This is a genomic window from Amycolatopsis ponsaeliensis (assembly GCF_030182635.1).
In the GTDB taxonomy this organism is placed as follows: Bacteria; Actinomycetota; Actinomycetes; order Mycobacteriales; family Pseudonocardiaceae; genus Amycolatopsis; species Amycolatopsis ponsaeliensis.
Genome location: NZ_JAPZLD010000008.1, coordinates 175014 through 189077 on the forward strand (window position 1 = coordinate 175014; position 14064 = coordinate 189077).

Annotated in this window: 15 protein-coding genes; 9 read left to right on the forward strand and 6 right to left on the reverse strand. The window is 71.1% G+C overall.

The genetic code is table 11. From position 1 onward, the window contains the following. Window positions 1–11: 11 nt before the first annotated feature. Complete coding sequence (locus tag QQ657_RS14555) at window positions 12–908, reverse strand: glycoside hydrolase family 16 protein (RefSeq protein ID WP_284742647.1); 897 nt, start codon at window positions 906–908, stop codon at window positions 12–14. A gap of 322 nt (window positions 909–1230) precedes the next feature. On the opposite strand from QQ657_RS14555, the gene QQ657_RS14560 reads away from it, so the two are divergent. Further along, the gene (locus tag QQ657_RS14560; RefSeq protein ID WP_284742648.1) at window positions 1231–2403 is read left to right on the forward strand and encodes a glycoside hydrolase family 64 protein; all 1173 of its coding nucleotides are present in this window, start codon (window positions 1231–1233) and stop codon (window positions 2401–2403) included. Between the two features lie 42 nt (window positions 2404–2445). After that, window positions 2446–2658 carry a hypothetical protein gene (locus tag QQ657_RS14565; protein ID WP_155546378.1) on the forward strand — a complete coding sequence of 71 codons (213 nt, stop codon included), beginning with the start codon at window positions 2446–2448 and terminating at the stop codon, window positions 2656–2658. Window positions 2659–2927: 269 nt separating this feature from the next. Here the strand turns inward: QQ657_RS14565 and QQ657_RS14570 are convergent, their stop codons facing one another. After that, window positions 2928–3449: an ATP-binding protein gene (locus QQ657_RS14570; protein ID WP_284742649.1), complete on the reverse strand. Its 522-nt coding sequence runs from the start codon at window positions 3447–3449 to the stop codon at window positions 2928–2930. 244 nt (window positions 3450–3693) lie between these two features. Between QQ657_RS14570 and rho the strand changes: the two genes are divergently transcribed. After that, window positions 3694–4755 carry a transcription termination factor Rho gene (gene rho / locus QQ657_RS14575; RefSeq protein WP_284742650.1) on the forward strand — a complete coding sequence of 354 codons (1062 nt, stop codon included), beginning with the start codon at window positions 3694–3696 and terminating at the stop codon, window positions 4753–4755. Window positions 4756–4768: 13 nt separating this feature from the next. Here the strand turns inward: rho and QQ657_RS14580 are convergent, their stop codons facing one another. Further along, complete coding sequence (locus QQ657_RS14580) at window positions 4769–4969, reverse strand: DUF3072 domain-containing protein (protein ID WP_284742651.1); 201 nt, start codon at window positions 4967–4969, stop codon at window positions 4769–4771. Between the two features lie 173 nt (window positions 4970–5142). Then, window positions 5143–6195 (reverse strand): C40 family peptidase, encoded by a 1053-nt coding sequence (locus QQ657_RS14585; protein WP_284742652.1) that lies wholly within the window; start codon window positions 6193–6195, stop codon window positions 5143–5145. 353 nt (window positions 6196–6548) lie between these two features. Here QQ657_RS14585 and QQ657_RS14590 point away from each other — a divergent pair, with 353 nt between their 5' ends. The 5 genes from QQ657_RS14590 (at window position 6549) to QQ657_RS14610 (ending at window position 11656) form a co-directional block, all read left to right on the forward strand. Further along, window positions 6549–6752, forward strand: a complete 204-nt coding sequence (locus tag QQ657_RS14590; protein WP_284742653.1) for a heavy-metal-associated domain-containing protein — start codon at window positions 6549–6551, stop codon at window positions 6750–6752. Continuing rightward, window positions 6749–7648 carry a DUF8832 domain-containing protein gene (locus QQ657_RS14595; protein ID WP_284742654.1) on the forward strand — a complete coding sequence of 300 codons (900 nt, stop codon included), beginning with the start codon at window positions 6749–6751 and terminating at the stop codon, window positions 7646–7648. Before QQ657_RS14590 ends, QQ657_RS14595 begins: the two co-directional genes overlap by 4 nt. Then, a complete protein-coding gene (locus tag QQ657_RS14600) occupies window positions 7645–9795 on the forward strand; it encodes a heavy metal translocating P-type ATPase (RefSeq protein ID WP_284742655.1) in 2151 nt (716 codons plus the stop codon). The genes QQ657_RS14595 and QQ657_RS14600 overlap by 4 nt, the downstream gene beginning before the upstream one ends. Window positions 9796–9864: 69 nt before the next feature. Further along, window positions 9865–10695, forward strand: coding sequence for a peptidoglycan-binding protein (locus QQ657_RS14605; protein WP_284742656.1), 831 nt, complete (start codon window positions 9865–9867; stop codon window positions 10693–10695). Between the two features lie 142 nt (window positions 10696–10837). Next, a complete protein-coding gene (locus QQ657_RS14610; protein ID WP_284742657.1) occupies window positions 10838–11656 on the forward strand; it encodes an LLM class flavin-dependent oxidoreductase in 819 nt (272 codons plus the stop codon). Here the strand turns inward: QQ657_RS14610 and QQ657_RS14615 are convergent. Further along, entirely contained in the window at window positions 11610–12554 is a 945-nt protein-coding gene (locus QQ657_RS14615) for a threonine/serine dehydratase (protein WP_284742658.1), read from the reverse strand. The two genes, QQ657_RS14610 and QQ657_RS14615, sit on opposite strands and share 47 nt — an antisense overlap. Before the next feature lie 85 nt (window positions 12555–12639). Between QQ657_RS14615 and QQ657_RS14620 the strand changes: the two genes are divergently transcribed. Beyond that, window positions 12640–13527, forward strand: a complete 888-nt coding sequence (locus QQ657_RS14620; RefSeq protein ID WP_284742659.1) for a LysR family transcriptional regulator — start codon at window positions 12640–12642, stop codon at window positions 13525–13527. Here QQ657_RS14620 and QQ657_RS14625 read toward each other — a convergent pair. Continuing rightward, window positions 13514–14056 carry a helix-turn-helix domain-containing protein gene (locus tag QQ657_RS14625; protein ID WP_284742660.1) on the reverse strand — a complete coding sequence of 181 codons (543 nt, stop codon included), beginning with the start codon at window positions 14054–14056 and terminating at the stop codon, window positions 13514–13516. The two genes, QQ657_RS14620 and QQ657_RS14625, sit on opposite strands and share 14 nt — an antisense overlap. Window positions 14057–14064 lie beyond the last annotated feature (8 nt).

Below are 14064 nucleotides of genomic sequence, written 5' to 3' on the forward strand. Positions count from 1 at the left end.
CAGCCTACAAGTCAGCCCTGGCTGGTCTTCACCGAGAGCGAGTCGATGCTCATCTCGGCGCCGGGCGTGATGTCCGCACTCGGGGAGGTGCAGCCGCAGACCTTGTTCGGGTAGGAGCCGCCGATCGCGACGTCGAAGATGACGAAGAAGCCGTGGTCGACGGCGGCCTTCCAGGTCGCGTCGGACACCTGGTTCTGCTTCACCGAGAACGTCTGGTTTCCGTCGAGGAAGAAGCGCAGCTCCTCGGCCGCGGCGTCGCGGCGGTCCACCACGACGGAGTACGTGTGGTAGCCGTCCTGGCAGCCGGCGCAGTCCTGGAGGTCGCTGGTGATGCCGTCCGGGTCGTGGCACTCGCCCTGCCACTGTCCACAGTGGAAGGTGGTGGAGTGCTTGCTGAGGGCGTTGACGTCCTCCATGATGTCGAGCTCGCCGATGCTCGGCCAGTTCGTCGCGCCGACCGGGCGGGCGTCGGCGCCCATCGCCCAGAACGCCGGCCAGTAGCCGAGGCCGCTCGCGGGGGAGGGCTGCTTGAGCGTCGCGCTGATCTCCAGCTGACCGCCTTCGGGTGCCGCGAAGTCGGTGCGCTGCGTTTCGATCCGGCCGGACGTCCAGGTGCCCGCGGCGTCGCGCAGCGGCTTGATCGCCAGGTGGCCGGCGCCGTCGTGGTAGACGTTGTCCGTCGAGTTCGTGGCCGTCTCGAGTTCGCCGGTGCCCCAGTTCGCCGCGCCGCCGGGGTAGCCGGTTCCCGTGTCGTACAGCCAGTCCTGGGCGTTGAGGCCGCTGCCGGCGGTGCCGTCGAAGTCGTCCTGGAACACCGTGGTCCACTCGTCGGCGGCGTGGGCCGGAGCGGCGGTCAGGACGAAGGACAAGGAGGCCAGCACGGCGGTGAGCCGCTTGACGGTGCGCATGGGGTCTCGCTTCCTGAGGGGAACGGGGTCGTCCACGACCTGCGAGGCTGTCCACTGTCACCCCTCGCGCGCGCCCGAGTCAAGGGATGTGCCCGGAAGTACCCGGCACCCGGTACCCGGGGGCACTCCCGGCGGAGCCGCGTTTCGAATTCGTGGCGCCGGGGCAGCGCGCGGGCCAGCTGAGACGGTGGTCTGGACCTTCTTTCGAAGGGTTGCCAGGTAACGAAAGCGGAGTCATAGTTTGTTGGCGTCCACAACGAACTGCGAACTGTCCTCGGATGTCCTTTATGGACTCCGCCATCTCCTCAACGTGGAGGACACCATGATCTCCCGTCGCTCGTTCCTCAGCCTCACGGCGGCGACGCTCGCCACGGCCACCGCGTTTCCGCTCGCGCGGTCCGCCTACGCCGCGACGCCGGACACGTTCGGCCTCAAGCTGGTCAACAACTCGGGCTCCGGCACCGTGTACGCCTACGTCACCGGCACCACACCGGACGGGCGCCTGGTGCTGCTGCGTGCCGATGGCACGCCGTACTACCCGGACTCGCCGTCGGCGCCGACGACGCCGCTGCCGGAAGACTGCGCCATCCCGATCGCTTCGGGGGCGCAGGTGTCGGTGCCCAAGATGGGCGGCGCGCGCATCTACGTCGTCACCGACGCGAAGCTGGACTTCTTCCTCGACCCGGGTCCGAACCTGGTGCACCCGAGCTTCCTCAACTCCGGCGACGCGAACTACGGCAAGAACTGGTCGTTCAGCGAGTTCACGTTCAACGACACGCAGCTGTTCGCGAACATCAGCTACGTCGACTTCGTGGGCATCCCGATGGGACTTTCCCTGACCACGTCCGGATCCGGTACGTCAACGGTCAACGGGCTCCCGGCGGGCGCGCTCGACCAGATCGCGTCGGAGCTGTCGGGCCTGGGCGGCGAGTGGCCGGGCTTGGTGCAGACGGGCGGTGGCGGGAACCTGCGCGTGCTGTCCCCGCACCACCACGCGTCCCAGTTCGGCGGCTACCTCGACGGTTACATCGACCAGGTGTGGCAGAAGTACGCGGGCACGGACCTGGTCGTCGACTCGCAGAACCCGGGCGTGGGAACGTTCACGGGCCGCGTCTCGGGCGACCAGCTGGTGTTCGGGTCCGAGTCGTTCGCCAAGCCGGCCACGGCGGACGTGTGGAGCTGCGACAGCGGCCCGTTCGCGCTGGCTTCCGGAGCGAGCGACGCGCGCAAGGCGATCGTCCCCCGCCTGGCGGCGGCGCTGAACCGGACGACGTTGCTGGACAACCCGAACCAGCCCACGGGCGAGGACCCGGCGAAGTTCTACCAGGGCGACGTGACCAACCACTACGCGCGCATCGTCCACTCGAAACTCCCGGACAACAGGGGGTACGCGTTCCCGTACGACGACGTGAGCCCGGGCCCGGACTTCAGCGGAGCGGTCTTCGCGGGCGACCCGGAGGTGCTGACGCTCACGGTCAACGCGGCGCACGGCTGAGGCAGTGCGAAAACTGTCGGTGGTGACGGCTAGCCTCATGGCATGAACACGGACGACGCGACGGTCCCGGCGGACCAGCTGACCAAGGGCCAGTGGTTCTGGCACGAGCCGGCGCCGGGACTGCCCGCGTGGCAGCTGCAGGTGACCTCGGCGGAGTTGCTCGAGGACTCCGTCGAGATCTTCACCACGGACGAGGAGAGGGAACTGGTTTCGTACCCGCGGAACCGGCTGGTTCGGCTGGCCGGAGCGGCCTGAGGGGTTGTGACGTAGGACACTGGGGGAATGGCGGGGCGGAGTCGGCTGTTGTAGCGAGCTGAACCGCCCTCGCTGCCCTGCGGGGTTGCCCAGACCGGGGATATTCGTAGCCGGCGGTCAGCCGACGCAAGCCGTCGCGCAACGCTCCCGCCATGCAAAGCCCTCTGCGTGCAACGCTTGCTGCGTAAGCATCTTCGCTTGGCCGCACTGGCTACCCGCAGCGCCGGGGTGTCGAACGAACCCGCACGGCGCTACTCGATTCCGCCCGATCAGGCCGGGTTCTGATCCCTCAACGCCGCCGGACGCCAGGTCATGCGGACCGTTGTGCCGTCGGCACTCGTGTCGATGTCGGACTGGTCCGTCACCTTGTCGATGAGCACCAGGCCCCGGCCGCCCGAGGTGCGCAGGCCTGCCTGGCGCGGCCGGGTCGCCGAGATGCCGCAGCCTGTGTCCGTCACCGTGACGGTCACCGCGTCGCCGGTGCGGGCCGCCTGGAGGCGGGCCCAGCCGTGGCCGTCCGGGTAGGCGTGGGCGGCCACGTTCGCCAGTGCTTCGTACGTGGCCAGCGTGATGTCGTGCGTGCTCGCCGGGTCGAGCGGGAGCTCACCCAGCCAGCGGGTCAGCTTGCGGCGCAGGTCCGCCATCTCGTTCGGCAGCGCGGGCGCCAGCTCTTCGAACGTCGAGGTGACCACGGCGCCGGCGCGGGTGCGCGCCGGGGGCATGGTCCCCGGTCGGTCGGCGTCGGTGGCCTCGCCCATGTCGAGGCCAGGTTCCGGGGTGTGTCGGTACACGATCCGCTCCCATCGTCCGCCGTGGTTTCCCCCGTGCTTCAGGGCTTCTTCCGGAGAGCTACCCAACACCACCGGGTCTTACCCGTTGTGCTTTCCGTGACGTCGCGCTAACGTAAAGGTGCTCCTCGCGGATGTCGGCCCCTCGGCCGCCCGGAGGAAGCTCCCGGATCCAGGCCGATCGGCCTCCTTCCTCATCTCCGGTCCCGCTGTTCGCGTGGACCGAACCCTCATCAGGAGAACACTCATGTCTTTTCACGGAATCCTTGACCTGTCAGGAAAAACCCCCTTCGTCCGCACCGGCTACCGGCCGGCCCCGGACGACACCCCGCTCCCGCTTTCCGTCGTCCGCAAGCACAAGCTGCGTCCCGGCGACGAAATCACCGGCGCGGGCGAAGAAATCACCAGCGTCAACGGTGCCGACCCGGCCGAGCCACGTCCGCACTTCGCCGACCTGGTCCCACTGCACCCGGACCAGCGCCTGCTGCTCGAAACCACGCCGGCGCGCCTGCTGCCGCGCGTCATCGACCTCGTCACCCCGCTCGGCAAGGGACAGCGCGCGCTGGTCGTTTCCCCGCCGAAGGCCGGGAAAACCACCGTGCTGCGCGAGATCGGCCACGGCATCGCGGTCAACCACCCGGAATGCCGGCTGATGGTGCTGCTCGCCGACGAGCGTCCGGAGGAGGTCACCGAACTGCGCCGGACCATGCGCGGCGAGGTGATCGCGTCCACTTTCGACCGTCCGCCCGCCGAACACGTGGCCGTGGCGGAACTCGCCGTCGAGCGCGCGAAACGCCTGGTGGAGCGCGGCGAAGACGTCGTGCTGCTTCTCGACTCGCTGACCCGCCTCGGCCGCGCGTACAACCTTTCGGCCCGCGCGTCCGGCCGGACGCTGTCCGGCGGCGTCGACGCGGCCGCGTTGCAGCCGATGAAGCGCATCCTCGGCGCGGCCCGCAACCTCGAAGGCGGCGGCTCGCTCACGATCGTCGCCTCGGCGCTGGTGGAAACCGGTTCGCTGGCCGACACGGTGTTCTTCGAAGAGCTGAAGAGCACGGGCAACGCCGAGCTGAAACTCGACCGCAAACTGGCCGAGCGCCGCATCTTCCCGGCGGTCGACTTCACCGCGTCCGGCACCCGGCGCGAAGAACTCCTGGTCACACCGGGAGAACTGGCCGCGATGCGCGAGGTCCGCCGCGCATTGCAGGGCCCGCAGGCCAGTGAGCAGCTGCTCGACCAGCTCCGCAAGACGGGCTCCAACGCCGAGTTCCTGCTCCGCGTAACGGGCGCCACGCTGCCTCTCGCGGCCTGACCGGCTTACGCCCTCAGCTGCCGCGCCCGGTCGCGCGCTGAAGCTCATCGATCCGCGCCGAGGCTTCGGCCTTCGTCAGCCCGTCCGGCACTTCCTCGCCGGCCTCCTGGGCCAGCGTCTGCAAATACGACTTCTGCGGCCCGGTCATCGGCTCGTCGCCGGTGGTCCAGTCGCTCGGATCCTTCTCCGGATTGGGCTCCACCTGATCGGTCACAACAGCCTCCCGTCGAACATCTGTTCGGTCGAATCCGACTCTGGCGCAGGGGTCCGACAATCGCCGTTCACGAGCCGGTCGCACTGCCGGCGTCGTGGTGGTCGCCCCTGCACGAAAGATGCCCCGCCCCGGGAGTTCTACACCTCCCGGAACGGGGCATCCCCCGAGGAAACTCAGGCCGTCGGCCGCGTCGCTCCCGCGTACTCCTTCAGCAGCGGCGAGATCTTGACGACGTCGCCGCTCGTCGGCGCGTGCACCATCTTGCCGTCGCCGATGTACATCCCGATGTGGGACACGGGGGAGTAGTACGCGACGAGGTCGCCCGGCTGCAGCTGGTCGCGCGGCACCGACGTGCCGAAGCCCGCCTGTGCCGACGACGTCCGCGGCAGGGTGATCCCGGCCTGCTTGTAGGCCCACTGCATCAGGCCCGAGCAGTCGAACGTGGACGGCCCGGTGGCGCCGTAGACGTAGGCGCTGCCGAGCTTGCTCAGCGCCGCGTCGACCGCCTTCTGCGCGGCCGAGGAGGCCGCCTTGACGGTCGGGGCCTTGCCGCCGGTGTCCTTCTGGGCGGTCTTGTCGGCGGTGCTGAGGGTCTTGCTCTGGGCCTCGATCTGGTCGATCTGCGCCTGGAGGTTCTTCTTCTTGCCCTCGATGTCCGAGGCCAGCTTCGCCGCCGCGTCACGAGCGTCGGTCGCCCGCTTCGCCGCGTCCGTCGCCGCCTTCTCGGCCGCGGTGGCCTTCTCGGCCGCGCCGCTGAGGCCGTCCATCGCGGCGTTCTTGTCGGTCGCGATGACCTCGAGAGCCGCCGAGCGGTCCAGGAAGTCCTGGGTCGACGTGCCGGCCAGCAGTGCCGACAGCTTGTTCAACTGGACGCCGCTGGTGAACGACGCGCCGGCGAACTTGTCGACCTGCGTCTGGTACTTCTTCTTCGCCTCGATGGCCCCCGCACCCGCGTCCTTGGCGGCGGTGACGTCGGCGTTGGCCTTGTCGAGCTGTCCCTGCTTGGCGGTCAGGTCGTCCTGGGCCTTGAGCAGGTCTTCGTTGAGCTTCTCGGCCTGGGCCGAGAGGTCGCGGTACTTGGCCAGGGCATCGGACCCGGTGGGCGGGGCCTGGAGGACGGGGATGGGGGCGGCGGTGGCCGGCGCCTGGGCCATGGTGACGACAGTGATCACCGAGGCAGCGGCGAGCGCACCTGACACCACGCGCTTGACGGGATGCGAACGCATTCTCGCGCGGGTCTCCTTTGCTGATCGGCCGCCGTCGGGTACCGGGGCGAGTCGGGGGCCTCGCCCGTGTCCGGCGCGTGCTCGACCGCAAGAGGAAGAGCTACGCGGTGGGTCCGGTACCCGGCAGGGGGGTATCGGCGGCGATCTCGCGTCGCCGTCTTCGGGACGACCGGGGGCCGCGAGATCTCGAATAGGTTACGAAAGGAACACGGCACCGTCCAGGGAACCCCTCTGAGAACTCTCCGTGACGAGGGGAAACACGCCTGGACCAGTGGTAACGGAATCCACTGTGACCGGGATTACATGTCGTGACCATGCTTGCTTACCCTACCCCCCTAGGGTATCCATGAGGCATGGCAGACACGACCTACACCGTCACGGGCATGACCTGCGACCACTGCGCCCGCTCGGTCGAAGAGGAAATCCGCGGTCTCGGGGGCGTCACCGGCGTCACCGTCGAACTGGCCACCGGCGCGGTGACCGTCCGCAGCGCCGAAGCCCTTTCCGTCGCCGACGTGCGCGGCGCTGTCGAAGAAGCGGGGTACCGGCTGACATGAACACGGCAGCGAAGCTCTCCGCCTACGGTGCGGCGCTCGCCCTGGTCGCCGCCGGCGCCTGGGCCGCCGGCACCGCCGTCGGTCCCTTTCCCGCCGAAGCCGGGGCGCACGGCGGCGAGGACGCCGCGCACGGGGACGTCCACGGCGGCACCGTCGCGGAGGCCGCGGACCACCAGCCCGGCGGGCTGGCTTCGGCCGCGGGCGGCTACACCCTCACGCCCGCCGATCCGACGCTCACCCCGGGGGCCACGACGAAGTTCACCTTCCGCATCACCGGCCCGGACGGCGCTCCCGTGACCGCCTACGACGTCGAACACGAGAAGCGGCTGCACTTCATCGTCGTCCGCCGCGACACCAGTGGCTACCAGCACTTGCACCCCGAACTCGGCGCGGACGGCACGTGGAGCGTGCCGATCACGGTCGCCGGCGCGGGCAGCTACCGCGCCTTCGCCGACTTCACGCCCACCGGCGGACCGGCGCAGACGCTCGGCGTCGACCTCGTCGCACCGGGTCTCTTCCAGCCGGTCGAGCACGCGCCGTCGCGCACCGCCGACGTCGACGGCTACCGCGTCCGGCTCGACGGCGACCTCGTTCCCGGCCGCTCGTCCCGCCTGACCGCGACGGTCACCAAGGACGGCCGGGACGTCACCGATCTGCGGCCCTACCTGGGCGCCTACGGCCACCTCGTCGCGTTGCGCGGCGGCGACCTGGGGTACCTGCACGTCCACCCGGACGGCGAGCCCGGCGACGGCCGCACGAGCGCCGGTCCGGCCGTGCCGTTCTTCGCCGAGGTGCCCTCGGCCGGGACCTACCGGCTCTTCCTGGACTTCCGCCACGGCGGCGTGGTCCGCACCGCCGAATTCACCGTGACCACCGGGGAAGGACACCGGCCATGACGCTGCAGCTGGAGAAGGCTCCCGCCGAGATCGAGCTGGCCATCACCGGCATGACCTGCGCGTCGTGCGCGATGCGCGTCGAACGCAAGCTCAACAAGCTGGACGGCGTCACGGCGACCGTCAACTACGCCACCGAGAAGGCGAAGGTCGTCTACGGCGGCGACGTCGCCCCGGAGGACCTCGTCGCGCAGGTCGAAGCGGCCGGCTACGGCGCGGCACTGCCCCAGGCGGAGCCGGACGAGGTCCCGGCGGACGATCCCGCCCGGACGCTGCGGCAGCGCCTGCTCGGTTCCGCGGTGCTGTCGGTGCCGGTGATCGCGTTGGCGATGGTGCCCGCGTGGCAGTTCACCTACTGGCAGTGGATTTCGCTCACCCTGGCCGCGCCGGTGCTGGTGTGGGGCGCGTGGCCGTTCCACCGCGCCGCGTTCGCCAACCTCCGCCACGGCGCCGCCACGATGGACACGCTCATTTCGATGGGCACGCTCGCCGCGTTCGGCTGGTCGGTGTACGCGCTGCTGTTCGGCAGCGCGGGCATGCCGGGCATGAAGCACCCGTTCGAGTTCACCATCGAGCGGATGGCCGGGGACGGCGCCATCTACCTCGAGGTCGCCGCCGGTGTCACGACGTTCATCCTGGCCGGCCGCTACTTCGAGGCCCGGTCGAAGCGCCGCGCCGGTGCCGCGCTGCGGGCGTTGCTGGACCTGGGCGCGAAGGACGTCGCCGTCCTGCGCGACGGCGGCGAGCGGCGGATCCCGATCGGTGACCTGGCCGTCGGCGACCGGTTCCTGGTGCGGCCGGGGGAGAAGGTCGCCACCGACGGCGTCGTCGAGGACGGCGGGTCCGCGATCGACGCGAGCCTGCTCACCGGCGAGAGCGTGCCGGTCGAGGTCGGGCCGGGCGACACCGTCGCCGGCGCGACGGTCAACGCCGGCGGCCGGCTCGTCGTCCGCGCCACCCGCGTCGGCGCCGACACGCAGCTGGCCCAGACGGCCCGGCTCGTCGAGGAGGCCCAGACCGGCAAGGCTCGCGTGCAGCGGCTCGCCGACCGCGTTTCGGCGATCTTCGTCCCGATCGTCATCGCGCTGGCCGTGGCGACGCTCGCCTTCTGGCTCGGCGCGGGCGGGACGCCGTCGGCCGCCTTCACCGCCGCGGTGGCGGTGCTGATCATCGCCTGCCCGTGTGCGCTGGGCCTGGCGACGCCGACGGCGCTGCTGGTCGGCACCGGCCGCGGCGCGCAGCTGGGCATCCTCATCAAGGGTCCGGAGGTGCTGGAGTCCACCCGGCGCGTCGACACCGTCGTGCTCGACAAGACCGGCACCGTGACCACCGGCCGGATGACGCTGGTCGAGGGCGACGGCGAGGTCCTGCGGCTCGCGGGCGCCGTCGAAGCCGCGTCCGAACACCCGGTTGCCCGGGCGATCGCCGACGCCGCCCGGGAGCGCTTCGGGACGCTGCCGTCCGTCGTGGACTTCCGCAGCACGCCGGGACTGGGCGTCGAAGGCGTCGTCGAGGGGCGGAAGGTCGCCGTCGGGCGGGCCGCTTCCGACAGCGCGCTGACCACGGTCGCCGTGACCTGGGACGGCGAGGTCCGGGGCACGCTGGCCGTGGCCGACACCGTCAAGCCGACGTCGGCGGAGGCGATCCGGCGGCTGCGGGGGCTCGGGTTGACTCCGGTGCTGCTCACCGGGGACAGCGCCGTGGTCGCCCGGGCGGTCGCCGCCGAGGTCGGCATCGAGCGCGTGATCGCCGAGGTGCTGCCGAAGGACAAGGCCGACGTCGTCCGCGGGCTGCAGGAGGACGGCAAGGTCGTCGCGATGATCGGCGACGGCGTCAACGACGCGGCCGCGCTCGCCCAGGCCGACCTGGGCCTGGCGATGGGAACGGGTACCGACGTCGCGATCGAGGCGGCCGACCTGACGCTGGTGAGCGGCGACCTGCGCGCGGCGGCCGACGCGATCCGGCTGTCCCGCCGGACGCTGCGCACGATCAAGGGCAACCTGTTCTGGGCGTTCGCGTACAACGTCGCGGCGCTGCCGCTGGCGGCCGCGGGCCTGCTGAACCCGATGCTCGCGGGGGCGGCGATGGCGGTCAGCTCGGTCTTCGTCGTCACGAACAGCCTGCGCCTGCGGGGCTTCTCGGCCGGGTGATTTGTACGGTCCTTGTACCGGGCCGGGCGATGCTGGTCGAGTAAGGATTCCGATCAGTGGAGGACAGGGATGTTCACGAAGGCCGCCGTGCTGACGGCACTCACCGCAGCGGCGTTCGCCGTGGCCGCACCGGCTCAGGCCGAGCCCGCGGCCACGACGGCGCTGCCCACGGCGAACATGGAGGCCGTGCTGAAGGCGGCCCAGATCGACCCCCGCCGGGCCGACGACACCCAGACCCCGGGAGCGCACGACAGCGTGCTGCTGGTGGAGCAGGCACTGCAGGCGAAGGGCCTGCTGGCCGCGACGTACGTCGACGGGTACTTCGGCACCACGACGATCACGGCGTACTCGCAGTACCAGAAGTCGTTGGGGTACACCGGGATCGACGCGTCCGGCCTGCCGGGCAAGACGTCGCTGGAGAAGCTGGGCGAAGGCCGGTACACGGTGACCGCCGCGGTGTCCGCGGGCAGCCGGATCGCCTACCGCGGGGTCACGACGAACACCCGCACCAAGGCGATGCTGCTGGCCGCCGAAGGGATCGCGGGCATCACGGTCAGCCTCACCCAGGGCGGCTACAACCCGGGCGGTGTCGACGCATCGGCCGGCACCCACGACGGCGGCGGCGCGCTGGACATCTCGGTGTCCGGCATGTCGTCGACGACCCGCACGAAGCTGCTCACGGCGCTGCGCAAGGTCGGGTTCGCGGCCTGGTACCGCACACCGGATCAGGGCTTCGCGTACCACATCCACGCGATGGCGATCTCCGACCCGGATCTTTCTTCGGGGGCTCAGCACCAGACCGGGGACTACTACCTCGGGATGAACGGGCTTGCCGGGCGTGGGGCTGACGACGGGCCTTCGGTGGCGAAGGTTACCTGGGAGGAATATCAGCGGGGCTGATCCGGCTTCGCCGGGGCAGGGGGAATCGGCGCTTTCTTGTTGTTTCTCGCTCGGAGCGAGAGTGCCGATTCCCCATGCTGCGGTGGCACCGCCGGACCCACCGGTGGTTTGATCGAAGTACCAACTACCCGGGGGTGCTTCGATGACCAAGAAACCGTTCCGGTTCGGCGTGGTCGCCGGCGCGACGGAAGGCGGGGCGAAATGGCTGCAGACCGCGCGTCGCGCCGAGGAGCTCGGGTACTCCACCCTGCTCTGTCCCGACAACCTCAGCCTCCCCACCCCGACCGCCGCCCTCGCGGCGGCCGCGGCCGTCACCACCGAACTCAAAGTCGGCTCCTTCGTCCTGGCCAGCCCGCTGCGGACGGCGCGGGCCGCCGCCTGGGAGTCGCACTCCCTCTCCGTCGTCACCGGCAACCGGTTCGAACTCGGGCTCGGGACCGGGCTGCCCACCATGCGGCAGCAAGCCGAAGAGCTCGGCCTGCCCTACGGCTCGGGCCAGGAACGGCTCGACTCCATCTCCGAGACCATCGACCACGTCCGGCGGCTCGACGGTGACGCGCACACCCCCGTCATGATCGCCGCCGGTGGGCCGAAAGCCCGGCGGCTCGCCGCCGCGAAAGCCGACATCATCACGCTGGCGGGAGGTGTGCTCACCACCCGCGAGGAGATGGCCGGCTACGTCGAAGAGATCACCACCGCGGCCGGCGAAAGGGACATCGAGCTCGCGCTGAACATCTTCGTCGTCGGGGAACAGGTACCGCGGTGGATCCGGGGGTTCATCGGTGTCGACGCCGAGACCCTCATCGAGCACGACTCGCTCACCATGATCCGCGGCAGCCTCGACGACATGGCCGCCGAGCTCGAACGGCGGCGCGACGAGCTCGGCGTCTCCTACGTCAGCGTCAACAGCGCCTTCATCGAGGAGTTCGCGCCGCTGGTGGACCTGCTGTCGGGGAAGTGAGCGTCGCCGGGTCGGTGTTCGCGCCGCACAGCAGGACCGCGACGCGTTCCTCCGGCGCCGGGCGGTAGGCGCCGGTCGACAGCGCCGCGAACGCCGTCGCGCCGCCGGGCTCGAGCGCCAGGCGGTAGCGGTCCCACAACGCCGCCCGGGCTTCGGCGATCGCCGCGTCGTCCACCAGCACCGACCCGACTCCCGTGCGCGTGGCCACCGCGAACGCGATGTCGCCGAGCCGCGAGGCACCCAGGGAGTCCGCGGCGATACCGGACACCTCCACCGGCACCGGTTCACCGGCGGCCAGCGCGGCGTGGAGCGTCGGGGCCGTGTGCGGCTCGACGCCGACCACGCGCGCCCGGCCTTCGACCGCCGCCGCGATGCCCGCCAGCAGGCCGCCGCCGCCCACGGCGACCAGGATCGTGTCCAGCCCGTCGACGTCGGCCAGTAGCTCGAGACCGATCGTGCCCTGGCCGGCGCAGATCTCCGGCTGGTCGTACGCGTGGCAGAAGAGCGCGCCGCGGTCCGCCGCGTCCTTCACCGCCGCGTCGTAGGCGTCCGCGTACTTCTCGCCGACCAGCTCGACGGCCGCGCCCAGCTGCCGCAGCTTCGCCACCTTGACCGCCGGTGCGGTCGCCGGGACGTAGACCCGCGCGGCCACCCCGAACTCCCTTGCGGCGTAAGCGACGGCGAGCCCGGCGTTGCCGCCCGACGCGGCCACCACCCCGGCCGCCGAAAGCTCGCCCGCCGCGATGATCCGGTTGAACGCGCCGCGGGCCTTGAACGACCCGGTGTGCTGCAGGTGCTCGAGCTTGAACCACACGCCGCCGTCGGCGAACACCGGCGTCCGGCGGACCCGGCCCTCGATCCGCGCGGCGGCCCGTTCGACATCCGAAGTGGTGATCATGCGCATCAGCATGCGCGCGGGTGGCCGTAAGCACCAGCGACGTCTCCTATGCTGACGTTAGCGACGCTTACGGCCGGAGGCTGCCATGCTCGACGCTCACCGCCTGACCCTGCTCGCCGAGGTCGCGCACGCCGGCTCCATCGCCGGGGCGGCTCAGCGGCTGTCCTTCACGCCGTCCGCTGTCTCGCAGCAGCTGGGCAAGCTCGAACGCGACGTCGGCGCGCCCCTGCTGCACCGCAACCCGCGCGGGGTCACGCTCACGCCGGCCGGGGAGGCGCTGCTGGGGCACGCGGAGACCATCGTGGGGGAGCTGCGCACCGCCGAACGGACCGTCCGCGCCCTGCGCGACGAGGAACCGGCCCAGCTCACCGTCGGTACGTTCGCCAGCGCGGGTATGACGCTCGTGCCCGCCGCGCTCGCCGGGTTCCGCCGCGACCACCCGGCCGTCGCCCTGCGGCTGCTGGACCTCGAACCGCCCGACGGGTACGGGCTGGTCAACTCCCGCGACCTCGACCTGCTGATCACCCACCGCTATCCCGGCGCGCCGCTGCCCGAGCCGCGCGGGCTGACCCGGACGCTGCTGCGCTCGGAGCGGTTCCGGCTGATCCTGCCCGAGGGACACCCGAAAGCCCGCGTCCGCCGGCTCACGCTGGGCGCCCTGGCCGGGGAAGACTGGATCTCGGGCAGCCCGGGCGTGCCCAACCGCGTCTGCCTGGAGCAGCTCGCCGACGCCGCCGGGGTCACGCTCGGCGTCGCCTACGAAACCCGGGATTACCAGGTGATCCTGGCGCTGGTCGAGGCCGGGCTGGGGATCGCGTTCGTACCGGAGAGCGTGCTCGCCCGGATCGGGCCGGCGCGGATCGAGGTCCGCGACGCCGCCGACGCCCGGCCGGCGCGCGACGTCTTCCTGGTGCACCACCGGCAGCCCGGAAAGCTGGTGACCGAAATGGTCGAACGGCTCAGTCCACAGTAGACGGTTCCGCGGTGGGGAACTGGATCGGGCTCAGCAGGTACCGCGTCCGGTCCGGGGCGGGCTCGTTGCCCAGACGGCGCACGATGACCTCCCGCAGCTCGCCGATCATGCCCTCCAGCTCCGCGCGGCTGAGCCACACCGCGTGCTGCCGGTAGCCGACGAGGTCGGCGGCCGGGTCGGCGTCTTCGCGGTCGAGGTAGGCGTTGAACTCCGCGATCAGCGTGGCCATCGCCGTGGCGAACACCCGCCGATGGTCCTCTTTGGACACCGACGCGGCGGTGGCGGCGTCGACCACCGCGCGGTCCCGCCGCAGGCGGTACCGGCGCTCGACGGCGCCGTGCACCCGGTGTTCCCCCTCGACCTCGAGGATCCCGCCGTCGGCGAGGACGCCGACGTGGCGGTACACGGTCGCCTTCGAGACGTCGGGCAGTCGCTCGCACAGTTCGGTCGTGGTGCGGGTCCGGCTGCCCGCCATCGCGTGCACGATCCGCAGCCGCACGGGGTGCACCAGCAGGCGCAGGGGATCCATGGCCATCA